Genomic DNA, 17,700 nt, shown 5'->3' with positions numbered 1-17,700 from the left:
ACTCCCTCAGGACGCCTTCCACCGATGAAGAAACTCGCCATCCTCGCTCTCGGAGCCGCTATGACCGCCGCCACAGCACCCGCGCAGAAGATCTCCGCCGACGGAGCGCAGCAGACCTTCCGTTTCTACGTCGACCAGTACTTCGATGATGTCTTCAACTTCTCGCCGACCTACGGCACCCAGGCCGGCTTTCACCAGTACGACGGCCGCCTCGAAGACTACTCCGCCGCCGCCGTGCAGACGCAGATCAAGTCCATGCGCGAGTGGCAGAAGAAGTTTGAAGCAGTACCCCCCGACGGTCTCGATGCTTCTGTGGCTGATGATCGCCAGGTGCTGCTGAATAACATCGAGTCCAATCTGCTCTCACTTGAAACCATCCGCATGTGGGAGAAGAACCCGGACAACTACTCCTCCGGCATCACCAACAGCATCTTCGTTCTGATGAGCCGCGACTTCGCTCCCGTGGACACGCGTCTCCGCGCCGCCGTTGAACGCGAGAAGCTGATGCCCCAGGTCTTTCTGGAAGCTCGCAAGAACCTGAAGAACCCTCCGAAGATCTACACCGAAATCGCCATCGAGCAGATCCCCGGCATCATTTCATTCTTCGAGAACGACGTTCCCCTGGCGTTCAGCAAAGCCACCAATGCGGAGACCAAGACAGATTTCGCCAAATCCAACAAGGCTGTCATTGACGCCCTGAAGAGCTATGGCGACTGGCTGAAGAGCGATCTGCTGCCCCGCTCCAACGGTGACTTCCGCTTCGGCGAAGCCACCTTCCGTAAGAAGCTTGCTCTGGATGAAATGGTCGATCTGCCGCTGGACAAGCTGGTTGAGATCGACATGGCTAACATGCGCGCCAACCAGGCCCAATTCGCGCGTATCGCCAAAGAGCTCGACCCTACGAAGACACCCGACCAGGTTCTTGCCGAGCTGGGGACCATTCACCCGGCTCCGGACAAGCTGCTGAACGCCTTTCAGGACACATTCAATTCCCTGGTCAGCTTCGTCCGCGCCAGGAAGATCATCACCATACCCAGCGATGTTCAGCCCACCCTGGAAGAGACGCCGCCTTTCATGCGCGCCACCACCTTCGCCAGCATGGACTCGCCCGGCCCCTACGAGAAGAACTCAACGAAGGCTTACTTCAACGTCACCCTTCCGGAAAAAGACTGGACAGCCGCGCACGTCGCCGAACACATGGCCAGCTTCAACATTGGCACCATCATCTCCACCGCCGTCCATGAAGCCTATCCTGGCCACTATGTGCAGTTCCTGTGGCAGTCGCAGTTCCCGTCCAAGGTCCGCAAGCTGACGATGTCGGCAAGCAACGTCGAAGGTTGGGCCCACTACACCGAGCAGATGATGCTGGACGAAGGCTATGGACAGCCCGGCGCGGGCGCAAAAGATGACCGCGAAGCCAAGCTCATCCGCCTGGGCCAGTTGCAGGATGCCCTGCTGCGCAACGCACGCTTTATCGTCGGACTGAAGATGCACACCGGGCAGATGACCTTTGATGAAGGCGTCGACTTCTTCGTGAAGGAGGGCTACCAGTCCCGCGCCTCAGCCACTGTGGAGACCAAGCGCGGCACCGCCGATGCCCTCTACATGTACTACACCCTGGGCAAGCTGGAGATCCTGAAGTTGCGTGAGGACGTGAAGAAGAAGCAGGGCGCGGCCTTCAGCCTGGAGAAGTTCCACGACGACCTCATGCGCCAGGGGCCGGTGCCTATCAAGATCATCCGCAAGAGCATGCTGCACGACAACTCTCCGGTGCTGTAGGCATTCTCGAATGCAACGATTCGTAATCCTCTCCGGCTGCTCAGGAGGAGGGAAATCATCCCTCCTCGATCAGCTTGCTCGCAGGGGCTACCGTGTTGTTGAAGAGCCCGGACGCCGGATTGTCCGGGAAGAGACAGAACAAGGAGGGTCGGCGCTGCCATGGGCAGACGTGGCGGCATTCCTCCGCCGCGCGATCACCATCTCCCTCAGGGACCGGGACGCAGCCCCCTCACAGGACTGGGTCTTCTTCGACCGTGGACTGATCGACGCAGCCTCTGCTCTGCAGCACGTTACCGGCGAACCTGTTCTGGAGGAACTCGGCCGGAAGCATCGTTACTATCCACAGGTCTTTCTTACGCCTCCCTGGCCGGAGATCTACAGCACTGACGCAGAGCGCCGCCACAGCTTCGATGACGCCATCGCCGAATATGAAAGGTTGCTTAAGACTTACCCCAGCCTAGGTTACAAGGTCATCCTGCTGCCGAAGATCGGTATCCGTGAGCGTGCCGATTTCGTGCTTGAGACGCTCCAGCAGGGTGTAGCCGCCGAAAATCCTCGCTCCCCTGACAAACGGCAGAGCAGCCCGGATGCATCGTAGGTGGTAACGTCTCCGCCTAATTGATTTGGTACGATGACGGTACTCAAGTAACGATAAGGACCCTTTTTCGCTCATGGCATTCATGAAAGTCCGTAAAGCAGTTTTTCCCGCCGCAGGGATGGGCACCCGTTTCCTTCCTGCAACCAAGGCCACGCCAAAAGAAATGTTGCCGCTGGTCGACAAGCCACTGATTCAGTACGGCGTTGAAGAAGCCGTCGCCGCCGGTTGTGAAGAGATCATCATTGTCACCGGCCGCGGCAAAACCACCATGGAAGACCACTTCGATAAATCCGCCGAGTTGGAAGCCTCACTCGAAGCTCGCGGCAAGACTGCTCTGCTCGAAGTGGCCCGCTCCGTCTCGAAGCTGGCTAAGATCACCTACACCCGTCAGGCTGAGGCCCTGGGCCTCGGTCACGCCGTGCTGCAGGCCAAGGCACTGGTCGGCGATGAGCCCTTCGCCGTCATTCTGCCCGACGATATCGTTGACTCCAACGTCGCCTGCATGAAGCAGATGGTGGATGCCTTCAACGAGACGCAGTCCTCCATCCTGGGCTCCGAAGTCGTAGAGGGCGATGCCATCTCAGCCTACGGCTGCCTGGACTGCACCCCCGATGCAAAGAATCCGAAGCTCCTCGCTGTAAAGGACATGGTTGAAAAGCCGAAGCCCGGCACCCAACCCAGCCAGAACGCTATCATCGGCCGCTACATCCTCACGCCACGCATCTTCGAGATGCTGGAGAACATTACTCCCGGTGCGGGTGGCGAGCTGCAGCTCACAGATGGCATCAAAGCCTTGCTGCAGTATGAGAAGGTCTACGGCTTCACCTACGAAGGCAAACGCCACGACGCCGGCGACAAGCTCGGCTTCCTGAAGGCTACCGTCGAGTTCGCCCTCAAGCACGACGACCTCGGACCAAAGTTCCGCGAGTGGCTGAAGACGTTCCCGATTTAGTTGAATAGTTGATTGGTTGAATAGTTGAATGGTGCTGATGCTTCCCGCATCCGCGTAAAGCCATTCAACTATTCGCTTTAAGCCATTTACGCGCTTCGAATTAAGCGCTGAAGGCGCGTTCTATAGTTCTCCAGCGCAATCGAATCCGTTGTCGCTCGAAGGTTGAATTCAGCTTCGCCCCGGCGGCGTCAGCACCATTCAACTATTCAACTTTTCAACCATTCAACTAGAGAGCTACTTCTTCTGCTCCTTCCTCAGCTCTTCCTCAAACTCCTTCTCTTTCCCATCCACATACGCCTTATATCCCGCCGGATCGATCCACGCCTTCACACCCTCGGTCTTCGAGCGAGGGTACTTCTCTTCCAGACCGTAGTACTTGCCATGCGCGCCCAGGAAGATGTCGCAAGGCAGCGAATGCAGCACCGCATAGCTCTTACGCAGGTCGCTCACAATCTGTGGATACACCTTGTTGCCCACCAGCTCATACCCGGCATCGCCAAAGTTAGCGCCGCCCGCGCCAACGATCACCACGTTGTAGCTCTTACTACCCTCGTTGACCTGCATCGTGAACGTAGTACAACCGCGCGTATGCCCTGGAGTCTTGTGAGCAACCAGCTTCACCCTGCCTAACTGCACCACCTCACCGTCATGCAGCACCTTGTCTACATGCGCCGGTGGAAACTGGTACTTCGGCGCGTAGTAGGCAAAGTCTTTCTTCCCGCCCGACTCAACCAGATCCACATCACCATCCATCACCAGAAACTTCGCTCCGGTCTCCTTCACCACCTGCGCCGCCGCTCCGACGTGATCATAGTGCGCCTGGCTTGAGAGCAGCAGCTTCGTGTCCGTCCACTTGAAGCCCAGGGCGGCGATATTCTCTTTCACGAGCTTGATCTCGTCCGAATCGCCAACGTTGACCAAAATATTGCCCTGCGGCGTCACGATAAGAAACGCCGCCTCAAAGCTGTCGCCCACGTAATAGAGATTCCCCGCAATCTTATGCGGCGGAAAATTCGGGTACACAGCGGCACATGCGCACAGGGAGCACACAAAGAGAGCTGCTAAAAGGACGTAGCTGCGGATCATGGGTCCAAGGCTACGCCTGCTTCAAGGAAAGGTTGTATTAACCCTGCAGATGCTCCGGTGGATAACGTCTGTGGATTTAAAGGAAAAAATGTGGAACAAAGCGACTGAAATTCCCCGTAACCGGTTCAGAAGACTCGCGAATCCCCATACCGCCGCACTCCTGATCAATCATCCACAGTCCCAGCACGGGATGCTGGCCATCGAAGACTGCCGGAGGCGCCAGCGCCTGGTCAACACACAATCGATCCGTATAGTCACCCTCGGTGGCATAGGCCGTTCCATCTGCGCGCACCAGCGTAATATTCGCACCTTCACGTGAGTGCATCGGTTTACGCACCGTTCCTGGTGCAGGCGGCACGCTGAGATCCGCGAAGTACGCCGGCAGCAGATTCGGATGATCCGGGTACAGCTCCCACAGAATCGGCAGGATGCCTTTGTTCGAGAGCAGCATCTTCCAGATAGGCTCGATCCACTTCACATCCTGATACGTCTCCAGCGCGGAGGCGCCGAACTCCTCCTCCACCATCGTCTCCCACGGATACAGCTTGAAGATGGAGTCGATGCGGCGATTCTCCAGATCGACAAAGATACGCCGCCCGCTGTCCCAGCCGATCTCTTCCATCAGCAACTGACCCGTCGGAATCCCTGCCTGCTCCGCCGTATCCCGCAGATACGTCACCGTCAGCAGGTCCTCTGGAGCGTTGACACTCGCGAAGTAGACCGGCTTCGACAGGTAAGGCGCAACATCCTTCCACTTCGCAATCAACCTGTCATGGATCGAGTTGAACTGGTCCGTTCCGGGACGCACCTGCTCCATCCAGGTCCACTGAATGACCGCAGCCTCCAGCAATGCCGTAGGTGTATCGGCGTTGTACTCCAGCAGCTTCGGCGGTGTCACACCGTCATAACTGAAATCAAAACGGCCATAGATCGCAGGCGGCTCCTGCTCCCATGCCCACTCGATCATGGGCACGGCTTCGCCCGCGATCTCCAACTCGTCGTAGCGCCCGTTGTCGATAACGTGTTGTGCGGCGGCAAGACACATCTGCTGCATCTCATTGGCCGCGGCCTCCAACATGTCTACCTCGGCAGATGAGAACTCGTAGCAAGCGGACTCATCCCAGTAAGGAGAGCCATCTTCGAGCGTATGAAAGGTGAGGCCCTGCTCTTCGACGATCCGCTGCCACTCGCTGCGGGGGGAGACGCTGGAACGCTTCACTCGCCACCTCCGTGGCCAAAGGAGCTGCCGAAACCACCGCGGCCGACAGTGCCATAGCTATGGCCCGCAAGCGGAACATAGCTTCCTCCGCCGACACGTGTGCCGAGGTCATAGTTACCCCAGCCGCCGTAGTAGTAGCGATAGATGTGAGGGATGTATCCGGGTTGATTGGACAACTGCTGCGGCGGTAAACCGCACAGGCTGTTGTCTACAACCACGCCGTTTTCATCGACGCAGCGCTGCATCTCTTTCTGTTTGCAGGCAGTGAGCAGAGCAAGCGCGGTAGCAGCGAGAAGTGGTGCAGTAACGTGCGCGGAGCGTTTCATGGGTTTGGTGGAAGGGTACAGCTTCCGCCGTGAGGGCATCCCCACGGCGGAAATTCTGACAGAGAGTTACTTCACGCGCTCGGCAAAGACCTTCTGCGCGGCGATGAGTCCCTTACCGAACTCAAGGCCTGGCAGCGGCAGCTTCGCCGCAACGGCAACCTGCTCCAAAGCGCCAATGATGGCGATGGTATCCAGGTAGTCGAAGAAGCCGATGTGCGCAATGCGGAAGAGCGAACCCTTCATCTCGCCCTGACCGTCGGTGACGATGGCCGCGAACTTCGACTTCAGACCCTTCACGATCACACCCGAATCAACGCCCTCAGGAGGCAGAATCGCAGTGGCTGCAGCAGCCTCATAGCCCTTGGGGGCGAAGAGCTTCAGACCCAGTGCCTCAGCAGCGGCGCGCGTCATCGCAGCGCAGGTCTCGGCGTTGTCTACCAGCTTGGTGCGGCCGGCCTTCAGGTCGCCATCGGCCTGACCGGCGATGTAGTCCAGCGAGGCTCCCAGAGCTGCAATCAGCGAGACCGGCGGAGTGTACGCAGACTCGCCCTTGGCCGCGTTCTTGCGCTCCTTGCGCAGGTCGAAGTAGTAACGCGGATTCTTGGAGCTCTCCATACGGTCCCACGCACGCTGGCTTACCGCCAGGTAGCTCAGGCCCGGAGGCATCATCACGGCCTTCTGTGAGCCGCCGATCAGAACATCGACACCCCATGCATCCATGTCGAGATGCGTGGTGCCGAGGCCGGTGATCGCATCGACGATCAGCAGAGCCTCAGACTTCTCTGCCTTCAGCAACTCGGCGATTCCCTTCACATCGTGGCGCACGCCGGTGGAGCTCTCCGTCGCCTGCACGAAGACAGCCGTGGTCTCCGGCTTCAGCGCGGACTTCACCTCATCCAGCGAGACAGTCTGGCCATAAGGGGCGCTGACAACATCCGCATGACATCCGAAGGCCTTGGCCAGGCCTACCCAGCGCTCGCCGAACTTACCAGCGGTCACCACCAGCACGCGGTCACCGGGCGAGGTCAGATTGGAGACGGCGGCCTCCATGGCGCCCGAACCGGACGAAGAGAGCAGGATCACGTCGTTGGAGGTACCGACGAAATCCTTCAACTGCGAGAGCACCTTGGTGAACAGAGCGCGGAACTCGGGGGTGCGATGGTGAATGTCCGCCGCTGCCATGGCGAACTGTGCTGCCGGAAGCAGAGGCGTCGGACCGGGCGTAAAAAGGCGTGTTTTACGGATCATGATGCCTTGATTGTAGTCTCCGTGTCGATTAGCGAACAGGTAGAGCATTTCCCTGTAGGTGTAGTCTAGGGCCTCCGCATCTATGGGCGTTTTCTATAATGAAAACGCCGCTGCACTCCTCTTTCGGACTACCCAGCAACAGGGAAGTGCTCCAGGCCGCGTCTTACAATCAGTAAGCGATAGAGCATTTTCCCTTCGGGTGTAATGTAGGGCTTCCACAACCTATAGGCGTTTTCCGCAATGAAAATGCCGCTGCACCCTTCCGGATACCTGGCAATACGGAGAACGCTCTAAAACGGAAGGACAGGCATATGGCCATCACAGAACAGATCAGCAAAGACATCATCACCGCGATGAAGGCTAAGGAGGAGCTGCGGCTCACTACGTTGCGCATGGCAAAAACCGCGCTCAAAAACAAGGAGATCGATAAGCGCCAGCCGCTCACCGACGCCGAAGAGCAGCAGATTCTGACCACCCTGATCAAGCAGCGCAAAGACGCCGCCGAGCAGTTCGCCAAGGGCGGCCGTCCGGAGCTCGCCGAGAAGGAACAGGCGGAGATCGTCATCATCGAGGCCTACCTGCCGAAGCAGTCGAGCGACGAGGAGATTTTTGCCGTGGTACAGGGCGCTATCGCCACCCTGGCGGAGAGCGGAAACAAGCCCGGGCCTAAGGACATGGGCGCAGCCATGAAAGTCGTGCAGCAGCGCATCGCGGCCAGCGGCCTGCATGCCGACAACAAGCGTGTCTCTGAGATGCTGAAGGCGGAACTGGCGAAATAGATGCGCGAGACACATGGTTTATTTACGGAAGAAGCCGCCCAAGAAGGCGGCTGGGTCGCAGCGTTTTGCGACGGCGGAGCACGCGGCAACCCCGGCCCTGCCGGCTTCGGCGCCGTACTCTACGCTCCCGACGGCACCGTCCTCGCGGAACTGAGTGAGTTCCTCGGCTTCCGCACCAACAACTATGCGGAGTACTCCGGCCTGTTGGCGGTGCTGGCATACGCCATCGAGCACAAGATTCCTCGGCTCAAAGTCACGTCCGACTCCGAGCTGATGGTCAAGCAGATCCAGGGCAAGTACAAGGTCAGCTCGCCTGACTTGAAGCCCATGTGGGAGGAAGCCAAGCGCCGCATCCGCCAGCTCGACGGCTTTGAGATCGGCCACGCCCTGCGCCACAAGAACAAGATCGCGGACCGTCTCGCCAATGAGGCCATGGACCGCGGCATGAAACGCGAGAACAAGCCCGGCGGTCCTGCACCGGCTCCGCTGAAGGCTACACCCTATCCCACCAAATCCACGGCCCCGCCAAACCCCAACGGCAACCCCATGCTCCGCGGCTTCGTCCGCGACGGAGTGGTCCACCTTCTCGGCGGCGCAACCCTGCCTGAAGGCGCCTTCGTGAAGGTGATCAAGGAATAGCCCCACACCCGTGAGTTCGTTGCCATTTTTCGTCTTCGACAAAGAATGGGGTATCGAGCGAAACGAGACCGCCTTTCCTATTTTCCCGACCGGGTGGCCCACCTGTGGAATGCACTAAAACAAAAAAGCCTGCCTCAACGAGGCAGGCTTTTCTCCCTGCAAAGCCTAATCCAACTTACTCACACGATTCAATCCATTGAACGTCGCGACCTCGTAGCACTCGCCACAAGACCGCGAAGTCAGAGCGATTGTTCTGTTGAAGATTTAGAGACCGGATGTATCATTCCCGCACGCCCCACCGCGCCGTGAACATGACGTTCCATCCGCCTACACCCACGGCGGGGCCGCTTCAGGAGGCGATTATGAAGAAAATCAATGTACTGCTCGCGGTTTGCGCGATGCTTCTTGCTACATCACTCCAAGCACAGGTGCCTCAGGGCCCACCGAAGCCAGGGCCAGAGGTGAAGAAGCTCGACTATAACGTTGGCACGTGGAAAGTGGAGGGCGAAGCTAAACCATTCGGGTCAATGCCCGGAGGCAAGTTCACCTCCACGGAAAAATGCGAATGGTACTCGGGCGACTTCTTCGTCATGTGCCACTCGGAAGGCGCCGGGCCGATGGGGCCAGAGAAGAGCGTCTCCTTCATGGGCTACGATCCGAATGAGAAGGTTTACACCTACCATGCGTTCACTAGCACAGGCGAAGCTATCGATTCAAAAGGCACGGTGAACGGCGACACTTGGAACTGGACCGCCGAATCCAACATGGGCGACGTCAAGATAAGTGTGCGCGTCACCGTCAAGCAGGTATCCAATACCGAGTACACGTTCAAGCTCGAGATGTCGCAGAACGGTGGAGAGTTTTCGGTCGTCGAAGAAGCGACAGGTCATAAGGTAAGCGCCACGGCCCCGGCTACGAAGTCGTAGATTCCGTATTTCGGCGAGACTCGTGGTGCCCCCCGCGACAACAAACATGGGTTCTCCGGGACTCAGTGCCACACCCATGTCCTCTCGCGCTAACTACCTGAGACTTCTTGGCTCCGAGGAGGGATGGCGTACGAGCCGGGTGCTACAAGAATCTACACAAAGCAAAAATGCCTGCCTCGTAGAGGCAGGCATTTTTCTCATCTCCAAAAACCTAATCCAACTTACTCACACGATTCAACCCATTGAACGCCGCCACCTTGTAGCACTCGGCCAGCGTGGGATAGTTGAAGACCGTATCGACAAAATACTCAATCGTTCCACCCAGCGCCATCACCGCCTGGCCGATGTGTAGCAGCTCCGAAGCGCCTTCACCGATGATGTGCACGCCCAACAGCGAGTGATTCTCGCGATGGAAGATCAGCTTCAGACGTCCCGTCGTATCGCCGCGAATCTGTCCGCGCGCGATCTCACGGTAGTAGGCGACGCCCACCTCGTATGGCACATCCTCTTCCGTAAGCTGCTCCTCGGTCTTGCCGATGAAGCTGATCTCCGGAATGGTGTAGATGCCGTAGGGGTAGTAGCTCGGATTGGACAGAATCGTCTCGTCGCCAAAGGCGCGCGCCGAAGCCACACGGCCCTGCTCCATACTGACCGAGGCCAGCGAAGGAAAACCGATAACGTCGCCGGCCGCAAAGATATTCGGGCACTTGGTGCGGAAGTCCTTGTCGACCGGAATACGCCCGCGGTTATCCGCTTCAACGCCAATGGCCGCAAGGTTCAGCTCATCGACATTGCCCTGGCGTCCGACGGCATACAGGAGTGTGTCGCCCGTAACCTTCTTCTTCGACTCCAGGTTGGCGACGACTGTGCCATCGTCCATCGACTCCACCGACTCCACCTCTTCATTGAGGCGCATGGTCACACGTGAGTCGCGAAGATGATAGCTGAGCGATTCGACGATCTCTTGATCGGCAAACTCCAGCAGGCGCGGACGGCGCTCAATCAATGTGCAGCGCACACCCAGAGCGGCGAACATACAGGTGTACTCCACACCGATCACACCGCCGCCGACGATAATCATCGTCTTGGGCAGCGTCTTCAGATCGAGCACCAGGTCGGAGTTGATGATGGTCGTGCCATTGATCGGCACCTTCGGCGACGTGGCCGGCTTGGTCCCGGTCGCGATCAGCGTAGCCGCCGCCTCATACACCGTCGATCCGCGGGAGTTCGTCACACGGACGTGCGTGGGATCTTCAAAGCTGGCTGAACCGGTCAGAACCTCGATGTTATTGCGGGAGAGCTGTGCCTGGGTGACGTCAATCTCAGTCTTAATGACATGCTGCACACGGAAGGCCAGGTCGGCCATCGTGATGCGCTCTTTCACCCGATAATTCATACCGTAGATGGAGCGGTAGTTATAGCCGGAGAGATGCAGCACAGCCTCGCGCATCGTCTTCGACGGAATGGTGCCTGTATTGATACACGCGCCACCCACGACCTCCCGGTTCTCCACCAGGGCGACCCTCTTGCCAAGTTTCGCGCCATGGATTGCGGCGCGCTGACCGGCCGGGCCGGAACCGATAACGATCAGATCGTAAACACTGCTCATGCGCTCTTAAGGATGATCCCCGGTTTCTCGTTTGGTTACACGTTGAGGGGTTTAGCTTCGCTACGTCGTCAAACCCTAAGCTAACACAGGGGTTAGACTGTCACGTGGATGACCCGTTGTGCTATCACCAATCGAAAGATAGTTTCATCAGAGGAACAAGCCGCCCGGCGGGCTCTCCTCGATCTGGCGCGCTGGTGGGCCCACGCCGGTATCGACTATTTGCAATTGAGAGAAAAGGACTTAGAGGCTGCGGAGATGGTTTCGCTCGCCCGCCGGATACTCACCGAACTTGCCGGCAGCCGAACCAAACTGCTAATCAACGGCCGCCTGGACGTCGCCCTGGCCACCGGAGCGCACGGCGTTCATCTGACCTCCCGGGAGGGCGAGCTGACCCCGGCGCAAGTGCGGTCCATCTTCCCCGAAGCCATCGTCAGCGTCTCCTGCCACACCATCGATGACGTCCGCCACTCCCTCGACGCAGACTTCCTTCTCTTTGGCCCCGTCTTTGAAAAATCAGTCACCGGCGAGCGCGTCGCCGAAGGTTCCGGCCTGGAGCTACTCCACCAGGCATGCCTTGCCGCGGGCCAGGTACCCGTTCTCGCCCTTGGCGGCATCACCGCCGACAACACCAATGCCTGCCTGGAGGCGGGAGCCTCCGGAATTGCGGGCATTCGGCTCTTCCTCTGACATATGCTGATATTTCACACAGGAGAACCTTGCCGATGAAGCTTCACGGCCTGGCCGTAGCCGCCATCTTTGCCACAGGCTGCGCGTTTGCGCAGACGACTGAGATTCACAACGATATTCCTGCCTCGTTCACGCCGCCCAAACAGCAGGCTGAGATCGCGACCAAACCCGAATGGGACTACATCAAGCGCGTCGAGATGGTGCCGATGCGCGACGGCGTCAAGCTCTACACCGTCATCGTGATCCCGAAAGGCGCGAAGAACGTGCCCATGATCCTGACGCGCACGCCCTACAATGCCGCCTCGCGCGCCGCTGCTGCCCGCACCCCTATGGCCACCGGCAATGCCGCCTCGCCAGAGCGTGGCGCGGGAAAGCAGGATTCACCCCACATGATCGACGAGCTTGGCCTCGCCGACGAAGTCTTCGTCAATGCCGGTTGGATTCGTGTCTACCAGGACGTCCGCGGCAAGTACGGCTCCGAAGGTCCGTATCTGATGACCCCTCCGCAGGTCGGTCCCTACAATGCCACCGGCGCCGACGACACCATGGACGCCTATGACACCATCGACTGGCTGGTGAAGCACGTGCCCGAGTCCAATGGCCGCGTCGGCATGCTCGGCTCCTCCTACGAGGGCTACACCGTGCAGATGGCCCTATTGAATCCGCATCCGGCCCTTAAGGTCGCTCTTCCCGAAAGCCCGATGACCGATGGCTGGATGGGCGATGACTGGTTCCACTACGGCGCCTTCCGCGAGACAATGCTGGACTACATCGTCGGCCAGACCAGTCAGCGCGGCGGCGCTTACCATGCCCCGAAACACATCTCCGAGGACCAGTACACGACCTTCCTGCACTATGGCTCCTCCGGAAACTACGCCCGCGCCAACGGTATGGACCAATTGCCGTACTGGAAGACCATCGAATCCCATCCCGCCTACGACGGCTTCTGGCAGGCACAGGCGCTGGATAAGATCTCCATCGATAAGCCATTGACCGTTCCCACCATGTGGCTGCAGGGGCTGTGGGACCAGGAAGACATGTGGGGCGCTATCCACAGCTATCGCGCCACGGAACCGAAAGACAAGAACAACACCATGAATTACCTGGTGATGGGTCCGTGGTTCCACTCGCAGGTGAATCGTGAAGGCCGCGCCCTCGGACCACTCGTCTGGGACGGAGACACCACCCAATACTTCCGCCGCGAGATCATGATGCCCTTCTTCTCGCAGTACCTCGTCGATGGCGCACCCAAGGCCGCGACGCCGCCGGTCCTGATCTATAACACCAGCGCAAATCACTGGGACCGCTTCGACAAATGGCCTCTGAGCTGCGACAGCGGCTGCGAGCACAACGCCAAACCGATCTATCTCACTGCCAACGGCACGCTGAGCTGGGATGCACCCAAAGGCGGCGAACAGTACACCGCCTACACCTCTGACCCGGCAAAGCCCGTGCCCTACCTGCCCCGTCCCGTCTCAGAAGACCACTGGCGCACCTGGTTGGTCACCGATCAGCGCTTCGTCGATGGCCGTCCCGACGTTCTGACCTTCGTTACGGAGCCGCTCAAAGAGCCCCTGCGCCTCAGTGGCACGCCGGTGGTGAACCTGATGGCTTCTACCTCCGGAACCGACTCCGACTTCGCTGTGAAGCTGATCGACGTGTATCCAGAAAATGTCGCTGACGAATTGAAGGGATACGAGCTGCCGGTCTCACTCGACATCTTCCGCGCCCGCTACCGCAAGAGTTTCGAGAAACCCGAAGCCTTCAAACCGAACGAGCCCGAATTGGTGAAGTTCGACCTGCCACAGGTCAATCACACCTTCGAGTCCGGTCACCGCATCATGGTGCAGGTCCAGTCAACACTCTTCCCGCTCTACGACCGTAACCCCCAGACCTTCGTCCCCAACATCTTCGACGCCAAATCCGAAGACTACAAGAAAGCCGAACAACGCATCTGGCACGAACCTGGCAAGGCCAGCTTTATTGAATTGCCGGTAGTGAAATAGTTGCTGGTTGCTAGTTCCTGGTTGCTAGTTGAATAAGAAAGGCCGGTCATCGAGACCGGCCTTTCTTGCTTAGCAACGGCTGGATACAATCGCGCAATGCCGACATCCTATCGAGACTTCAAGGTCTGGCAACGCAGTATCGACTTGGCGGAGCTTATCTACAAACTCACCAAAACCTTCCCACGAGAGGAAGTCTTCGGGCTTTCGGCTCAAATGCGAAGGGCAAGTGTCTCGATCGCGTCCAACATTGCTGAGGGATCGGGACGGACGACCAGACGGGATTTCCGTCAGTTCGTCGTTGTTGCCCGAGGTTCGAACGATGAGCTGAACACACAGCTCATTCTTGCCGACCGCCTTGATTTCGGAAATTCGATTCTACGAAAAGAAAGTGTCATGCTCTCAAGCGAGATTGGGAAAATGCTGACGGCCTTGGAATCCTACTTATTGAAAGCACCGCGTCCGGGCAACTAGCAACCAGGAACTAGCAACTAGCAACTGTCTTTAGTCTCCTGTCGCCGGATGCGGCACATGCGCCGGAGCAGCGGCCTTCTTCGGGAAGAACTTCGCAAGACGCTTCCGCAGCTTATCGAAAAAGAGATACACCGCCGGCGTCGTGAACAGCGTCAGGCACTGCGACACCAGCAGACCGCCCACGATGGTGACACCCAGCGGCTTGCGCAACTCGGAACCGGTGCCTGTCCCCAGAGCCAGCGGCAGACCGCCGAGCAACGCGGCAAACGTCGTCATCATGATCGGCCGGAAGCGCAGCAGGCACGCCTCGTAGATGGCGCCTTCGGAGTCCTTACCGTGTTCGCGTTCGGCCGCAATCGCAAAATCAATCATCATGATGGCGTTCTTCTTCACGATGCCGATCAGCAGCACCATACCGATCATGGCAATGACCGAGAGCTCCATGTTCGTGATCAGCAGCGCCAGCAGCGCGCCGACGCCCGCGGAGGGCAGCGTGGAAAGAATCGTCAGCGGATGGATAAAGCTCTCATACAACATGCCCAGCACGATGTAGACCGTCGTCATGGCAAGCAGAATGAGGATCGGCTCTGATGAGAGCGAGGACTGGAAGGCCTGTGCCGAGCCCTGGAAGCCGCCTACGACCGTCGATGGCAGACCGATCTGATTCTTGACTCGTTCAATGGCATTCGTGGCGTCGGAGAGCGAGACGCCAGGTCCCAGATTGAAGGAGATGGTCGACGCCGGACGTTGCGATTGGTGATTAACCTGCAGCGGGACACGGTTCATCTCAAAGTGCGAGAAAGCTGAGAGCGGAACCTGGGTTCCGTTTGTACTCTTCACGAAGATATGGCGCAGCGAGTCGAGATCCGTCTGGAACTCCGGCGCAACCTCCATCACCACGTGGTACTGGTTCAGGGTGCGATAGGTCGTGGAGACCTGGCGCTGGCCGAAGGCATCGGACAGAGTCGAGTCGATCATCAACGGCGTAATCCCCAGCCTCGATGCCGTATCGCGATCGATTACCAGTTGGTACCGCAGACCGTTGTCCTGCTGATCGGTATTGATGTCACGGAGCTCCGGAAGACGCGCCATCGCATTCTGCAGTTTGGGGCCCCACTCCTTCAGCTCGGCTACCGTGTCGGCCGTAACCGTGTACTGGAACTGCGCAGCCGACTGCCGTCCACCGATGTTCAACTCCTGCTGCGACTGCATGAAGAGCTGCGCTCCGGGCGTTCCCTGCAGGCGCGGGCGCAGGCGATTGATGACAACATCAGCGGTGTCCCCATTCTTGATGCGCTCGTCATAAGGCTTCAACGCCAGAAAGAGATTGGCCGTATTGAAGGCGCCACCGCCGGGACCACCACCGCCGACGAAGGACATCACATGCTCCACCGCGGGATCCCGCTGCACAATGGCAGCAAGCGTAATCATCTTCTGACGCATCGCTTCAAAGGACGTGTCCTGCTGTGCGCGGATCTGGCCGCCGACACGGCCTGTGTCCTGCTGCGGGAAGAAGCCCTTGGGCACCAGAATGAACAGGTAGATGTTCAGGATGAAGGTGCCGACCGTGATCAGGAAGGTAAGCACCCAGTGCCGGATCACCCAGCGCAGGCCCCGGTCGTACTCCTTCAGCATCCAGTTGAAGAACTTCTCGCCCCACAGATAGAAGCGGCCATGTTTCTGCTGGTCATGCGCCTTTAGGAACTTCGCCGAGAGCATCGGCGTTGTCGTCAACGAGACCACCAGCGACATCAGAATCGCTACCGAGAGCGTCACCGCAAACTCGCGGAACAGGCGTCCGACGATGCCGCCCATCAGCAGGATCGGGATAAACACCGCAATCAGCGAGATGCTCATCGAGAGCACCGTAAAGCCGATCTCTTCCGACCCCAGCATCGCCGCCTCGAATGGCTGCATGCCGGCCTCCAGGTGACGCGAGATGTTCTCGATCACCACAATGGCATCATCCACCACAAATCCGGTCGAGATCGTCAGCGCCATCAGCGAGAGGTTGTCGAGCGAATACCCCAGCAGATACATCACGCCAAAGGTGCCCATCAGTGACAGCGGTACCGACACCGATGGAATCAGCGTCGAGCGCACCTCGCGCAGGAAGAAGAAGACAACCAGCACCACCAGGCAGATCGTCAACACCAGGGTGCGGGTAATATCGTTGACCGAAGCGCGGATCGTTGTGGTGCGGTCCATCGCCACCTGCAGCGTGACCGCCGGAGGAATAGTTGCGCGCAGCGTCGGCAACAGTGCCAGAACACGATCCACCGTGTCGATGACGTTGGCCCCCGGCGATTTGAAGACCTGCATCAGAATGGCCGGCTTACCATCGACGAAGCCGCCAGTCTGGATGTTCTCAACCCCGTCATAGACCGTCGCTACATCCCGAATACGCACAATGCCATGCGCGTTCGCCGCGGCACTGGTGGACTGATTCGATGCCGCCACCGGAGTGCGGTTGGCATTATTCGCCGGACCATTCGCTGTGTTCGTCGTCGTGCTGGTCGTCGTACTAACCGCCGCGACCGACGAAGGCAGCCCCGTCGATGCCGCCGCGCTCGATACATTGCCACGATCAGTCGCGATGATCAGCGGAGCATACGCCGCTGCGCCAAAGAGCTGGTCCGAGGTCGAAACCTCCCAGCGGTGTTCGTCATCCTGCAGATAGCCAGTTGGCTGCAAAACATTGATCTGACCGATCGCGGTCCGCAACGCCTCCAGACCGATACCGTAGGCGGAGAGCTGACGGGGATTCGCCTCAATGCGAACAGCGGGCTTGGCAGAACCACCGGCAAATACCTGACCGACACCCGGTACCTGGGCAATCTTCTGCGACAGGATGGAATCGGCAACGTCATAGAGCTGTGCCGACGTCATTGACTCGGATGTCAGCGCCAGCATCAGAATCGGCGCATCCGCCGGATTGATCTTGCGGTAGCTGGGGTTCTGCGGGAGATTCGCCGGAAGCTGGGCACGCGCCGCATTGATGGCTGCCTGGACGTCACGGGCGGCGCCGTTGATATCACGGGAGAGATCGAACTGCAGGATGATGCTCGCTGTCCCCGTACCGGAGACGGAGGTCATCTGCGTAATACCGGCAATGCGCGAAAACTGACGCTCAAGGGGTGTCGTAATCGCTGACGCAGTGGTCTCCGGATCAGATCCGGGAATGCCGGCATTGACCGAGATCGTCGGAAACTCGACCTGCGGCAGAGCAGCTACCGGTAGGAACTTGTACGCCACCGCCCCCGCCATAAGAATAGCGATCGAGAGCAGGAAGGTGGCTACCGGCCGTTTGATGAATGGTGCTGAGATATGCATAGGCGAAGTACTTACCTGCTGCCTGTTTCCAAATCTTTTTTC

The 17,700-nt window shown here is 58.7% G+C and carries 15 protein-coding genes; 9 read left to right on the top strand and 6 right to left on the bottom strand.

Going from position 1 to position 17,700, the window contains the following annotated elements; translation table 11 throughout:
• Positions 1-24 precede the first annotated feature (24 nt).
• The 3 genes from OHL21_RS09895 to galU all read left to right on the top strand — a co-directional run bounded on the left by OHL21_RS09895 (position 25) and on the right by galU (position 3,329).
• A complete protein-coding gene (locus OHL21_RS09895) occupies positions 25-1,779 on the top strand; it encodes a DUF885 domain-containing protein (RefSeq protein ID WP_263417104.1) in 1,755 nt (584 codons plus the stop codon).
• Positions 1,780-1,789: 10 nt separating this feature from the next.
• Positions 1,790-2,377 (top strand): AAA family ATPase, encoded by a 588-nt coding sequence (locus OHL21_RS09890; protein ID WP_263417103.1) that lies wholly within the window; start codon positions 1,790-1,792, stop codon positions 2,375-2,377.
• A 73-nt stretch (positions 2,378-2,450) separates the two neighbouring features.
• Entirely contained in the window at positions 2,451-3,329 is an 879-nt protein-coding gene (galU, locus tag OHL21_RS09885) for a UTP--glucose-1-phosphate uridylyltransferase GalU (RefSeq protein ID WP_263417102.1), read from the top strand.
• Between the two features lie 234 nt (positions 3,330-3,563).
• Here galU and bla read toward each other — a convergent pair whose 3' ends face one another.
• The 4 genes from bla to OHL21_RS09865 form a co-directional block, all read right to left on the bottom strand.
• Positions 3,564-4,352 (bottom strand): subclass B3 metallo-beta-lactamase, encoded by a 789-nt coding sequence (gene bla, locus OHL21_RS09880; RefSeq protein ID WP_263417101.1) that lies wholly within the window; start codon positions 4,350-4,352, stop codon positions 3,564-3,566.
• A 139-nt stretch (positions 4,353-4,491) separates the two neighbouring features.
• Positions 4,492-5,634 (bottom strand): glutathionylspermidine synthase family protein, encoded by a 1,143-nt coding sequence (locus OHL21_RS09875; protein ID WP_263417100.1) that lies wholly within the window; start codon positions 5,632-5,634, stop codon positions 4,492-4,494.
• Complete coding sequence (locus OHL21_RS09870) at positions 5,631-5,960, bottom strand: hypothetical protein (protein WP_263417099.1); 330 nt, start codon at positions 5,958-5,960, stop codon at positions 5,631-5,633. The genes OHL21_RS09875 and OHL21_RS09870 overlap by 4 nt, the downstream gene beginning before the upstream one ends.
• Positions 5,961-6,026: 66 nt before the next feature.
• Positions 6,027-7,208 (bottom strand): pyridoxal-phosphate-dependent aminotransferase family protein, encoded by a 1,182-nt coding sequence (locus tag OHL21_RS09865; RefSeq protein ID WP_263417098.1) that lies wholly within the window; start codon positions 7,206-7,208, stop codon positions 6,027-6,029.
• A gap of 311 nt (positions 7,209-7,519) precedes the next feature.
• Here OHL21_RS09865 and OHL21_RS09860 point away from each other — a divergent pair, with 311 nt between their 5' ends.
• The 3 genes from OHL21_RS09860 to OHL21_RS09850 all read left to right on the top strand — a co-directional run bounded on the left by OHL21_RS09860 (position 7,520) and on the right by OHL21_RS09850 (position 9,552).
• Positions 7,520-7,987 (top strand): GatB/YqeY domain-containing protein, encoded by a 468-nt coding sequence (locus tag OHL21_RS09860; RefSeq protein WP_263417097.1) that lies wholly within the window; start codon positions 7,520-7,522, stop codon positions 7,985-7,987.
• Positions 7,988-8,626 (top strand): ribonuclease HI family protein, encoded by a 639-nt coding sequence (locus tag OHL21_RS09855; protein ID WP_263417096.1) that lies wholly within the window; start codon positions 7,988-7,990, stop codon positions 8,624-8,626. It abuts the gene before it with no gap.
• Between the two features lie 362 nt (positions 8,627-8,988).
• Positions 8,989-9,552: a DUF1579 domain-containing protein gene (locus tag OHL21_RS09850; RefSeq protein ID WP_263417095.1), complete on the top strand. Its 564-nt coding sequence runs from the start codon at positions 8,989-8,991 to the stop codon at positions 9,550-9,552.
• 211 nt (positions 9,553-9,763) lie between these two features.
• Here the strand turns inward: OHL21_RS09850 and sthA are convergent, their stop codons facing one another.
• Positions 9,764-11,161, bottom strand: a complete 1,398-nt coding sequence (gene sthA, locus OHL21_RS09845; RefSeq protein WP_263417094.1) for a Si-specific NAD(P)(+) transhydrogenase — start codon at positions 11,159-11,161, stop codon at positions 9,764-9,766.
• Between the two features lie 108 nt (positions 11,162-11,269).
• Here sthA and OHL21_RS09840 point away from each other — a divergent pair, with 108 nt between their 5' ends.
• The 3 genes from OHL21_RS09840 (at position 11,270) to OHL21_RS09830 (ending at position 14,325) form a co-directional block, all read left to right on the top strand.
• On the top strand, positions 11,270-11,848 hold the full coding sequence (locus OHL21_RS09840) for a thiamine phosphate synthase (RefSeq protein WP_263417093.1): 579 nt from the start codon (positions 11,270-11,272) through the stop codon (positions 11,846-11,848).
• Positions 11,849-11,883: 35 nt separating this feature from the next.
• Entirely contained in the window at positions 11,884-13,854 is a 1,971-nt protein-coding gene (locus OHL21_RS09835; RefSeq protein WP_263417092.1) for a CocE/NonD family hydrolase, read from the top strand.
• A 96-nt stretch (positions 13,855-13,950) separates the two neighbouring features.
• Positions 13,951-14,325 carry a four helix bundle protein gene (locus tag OHL21_RS09830; protein ID WP_263417091.1) on the top strand — a complete coding sequence of 125 codons (375 nt, stop codon included), beginning with the start codon at positions 13,951-13,953 and terminating at the stop codon, positions 14,323-14,325.
• A gap of 30 nt (positions 14,326-14,355) precedes the next feature.
• On the opposite strand, the gene OHL21_RS09825 is transcribed toward OHL21_RS09830, so the two are convergent.
• The gene (locus OHL21_RS09825) at positions 14,356-17,658 is read right to left on the bottom strand and encodes an efflux RND transporter permease subunit (protein WP_263417090.1); all 3,303 of its coding nucleotides are present in this window, start codon (positions 17,656-17,658) and stop codon (positions 14,356-14,358) included.
• Positions 17,659-17,700 lie beyond the last annotated feature (42 nt).

Origin of the sequence: Terriglobus albidus (assembly GCF_025685425.1) — a bacterium.
Taxonomy (GTDB): domain Bacteria; phylum Acidobacteriota; class Terriglobia; order Terriglobales; family Acidobacteriaceae; genus Terriglobus; species Terriglobus albidus.
Note: the sequence above shows the minus strand (reverse complement) of the source record. Positions and strands in the feature narration are given on the sequence as shown.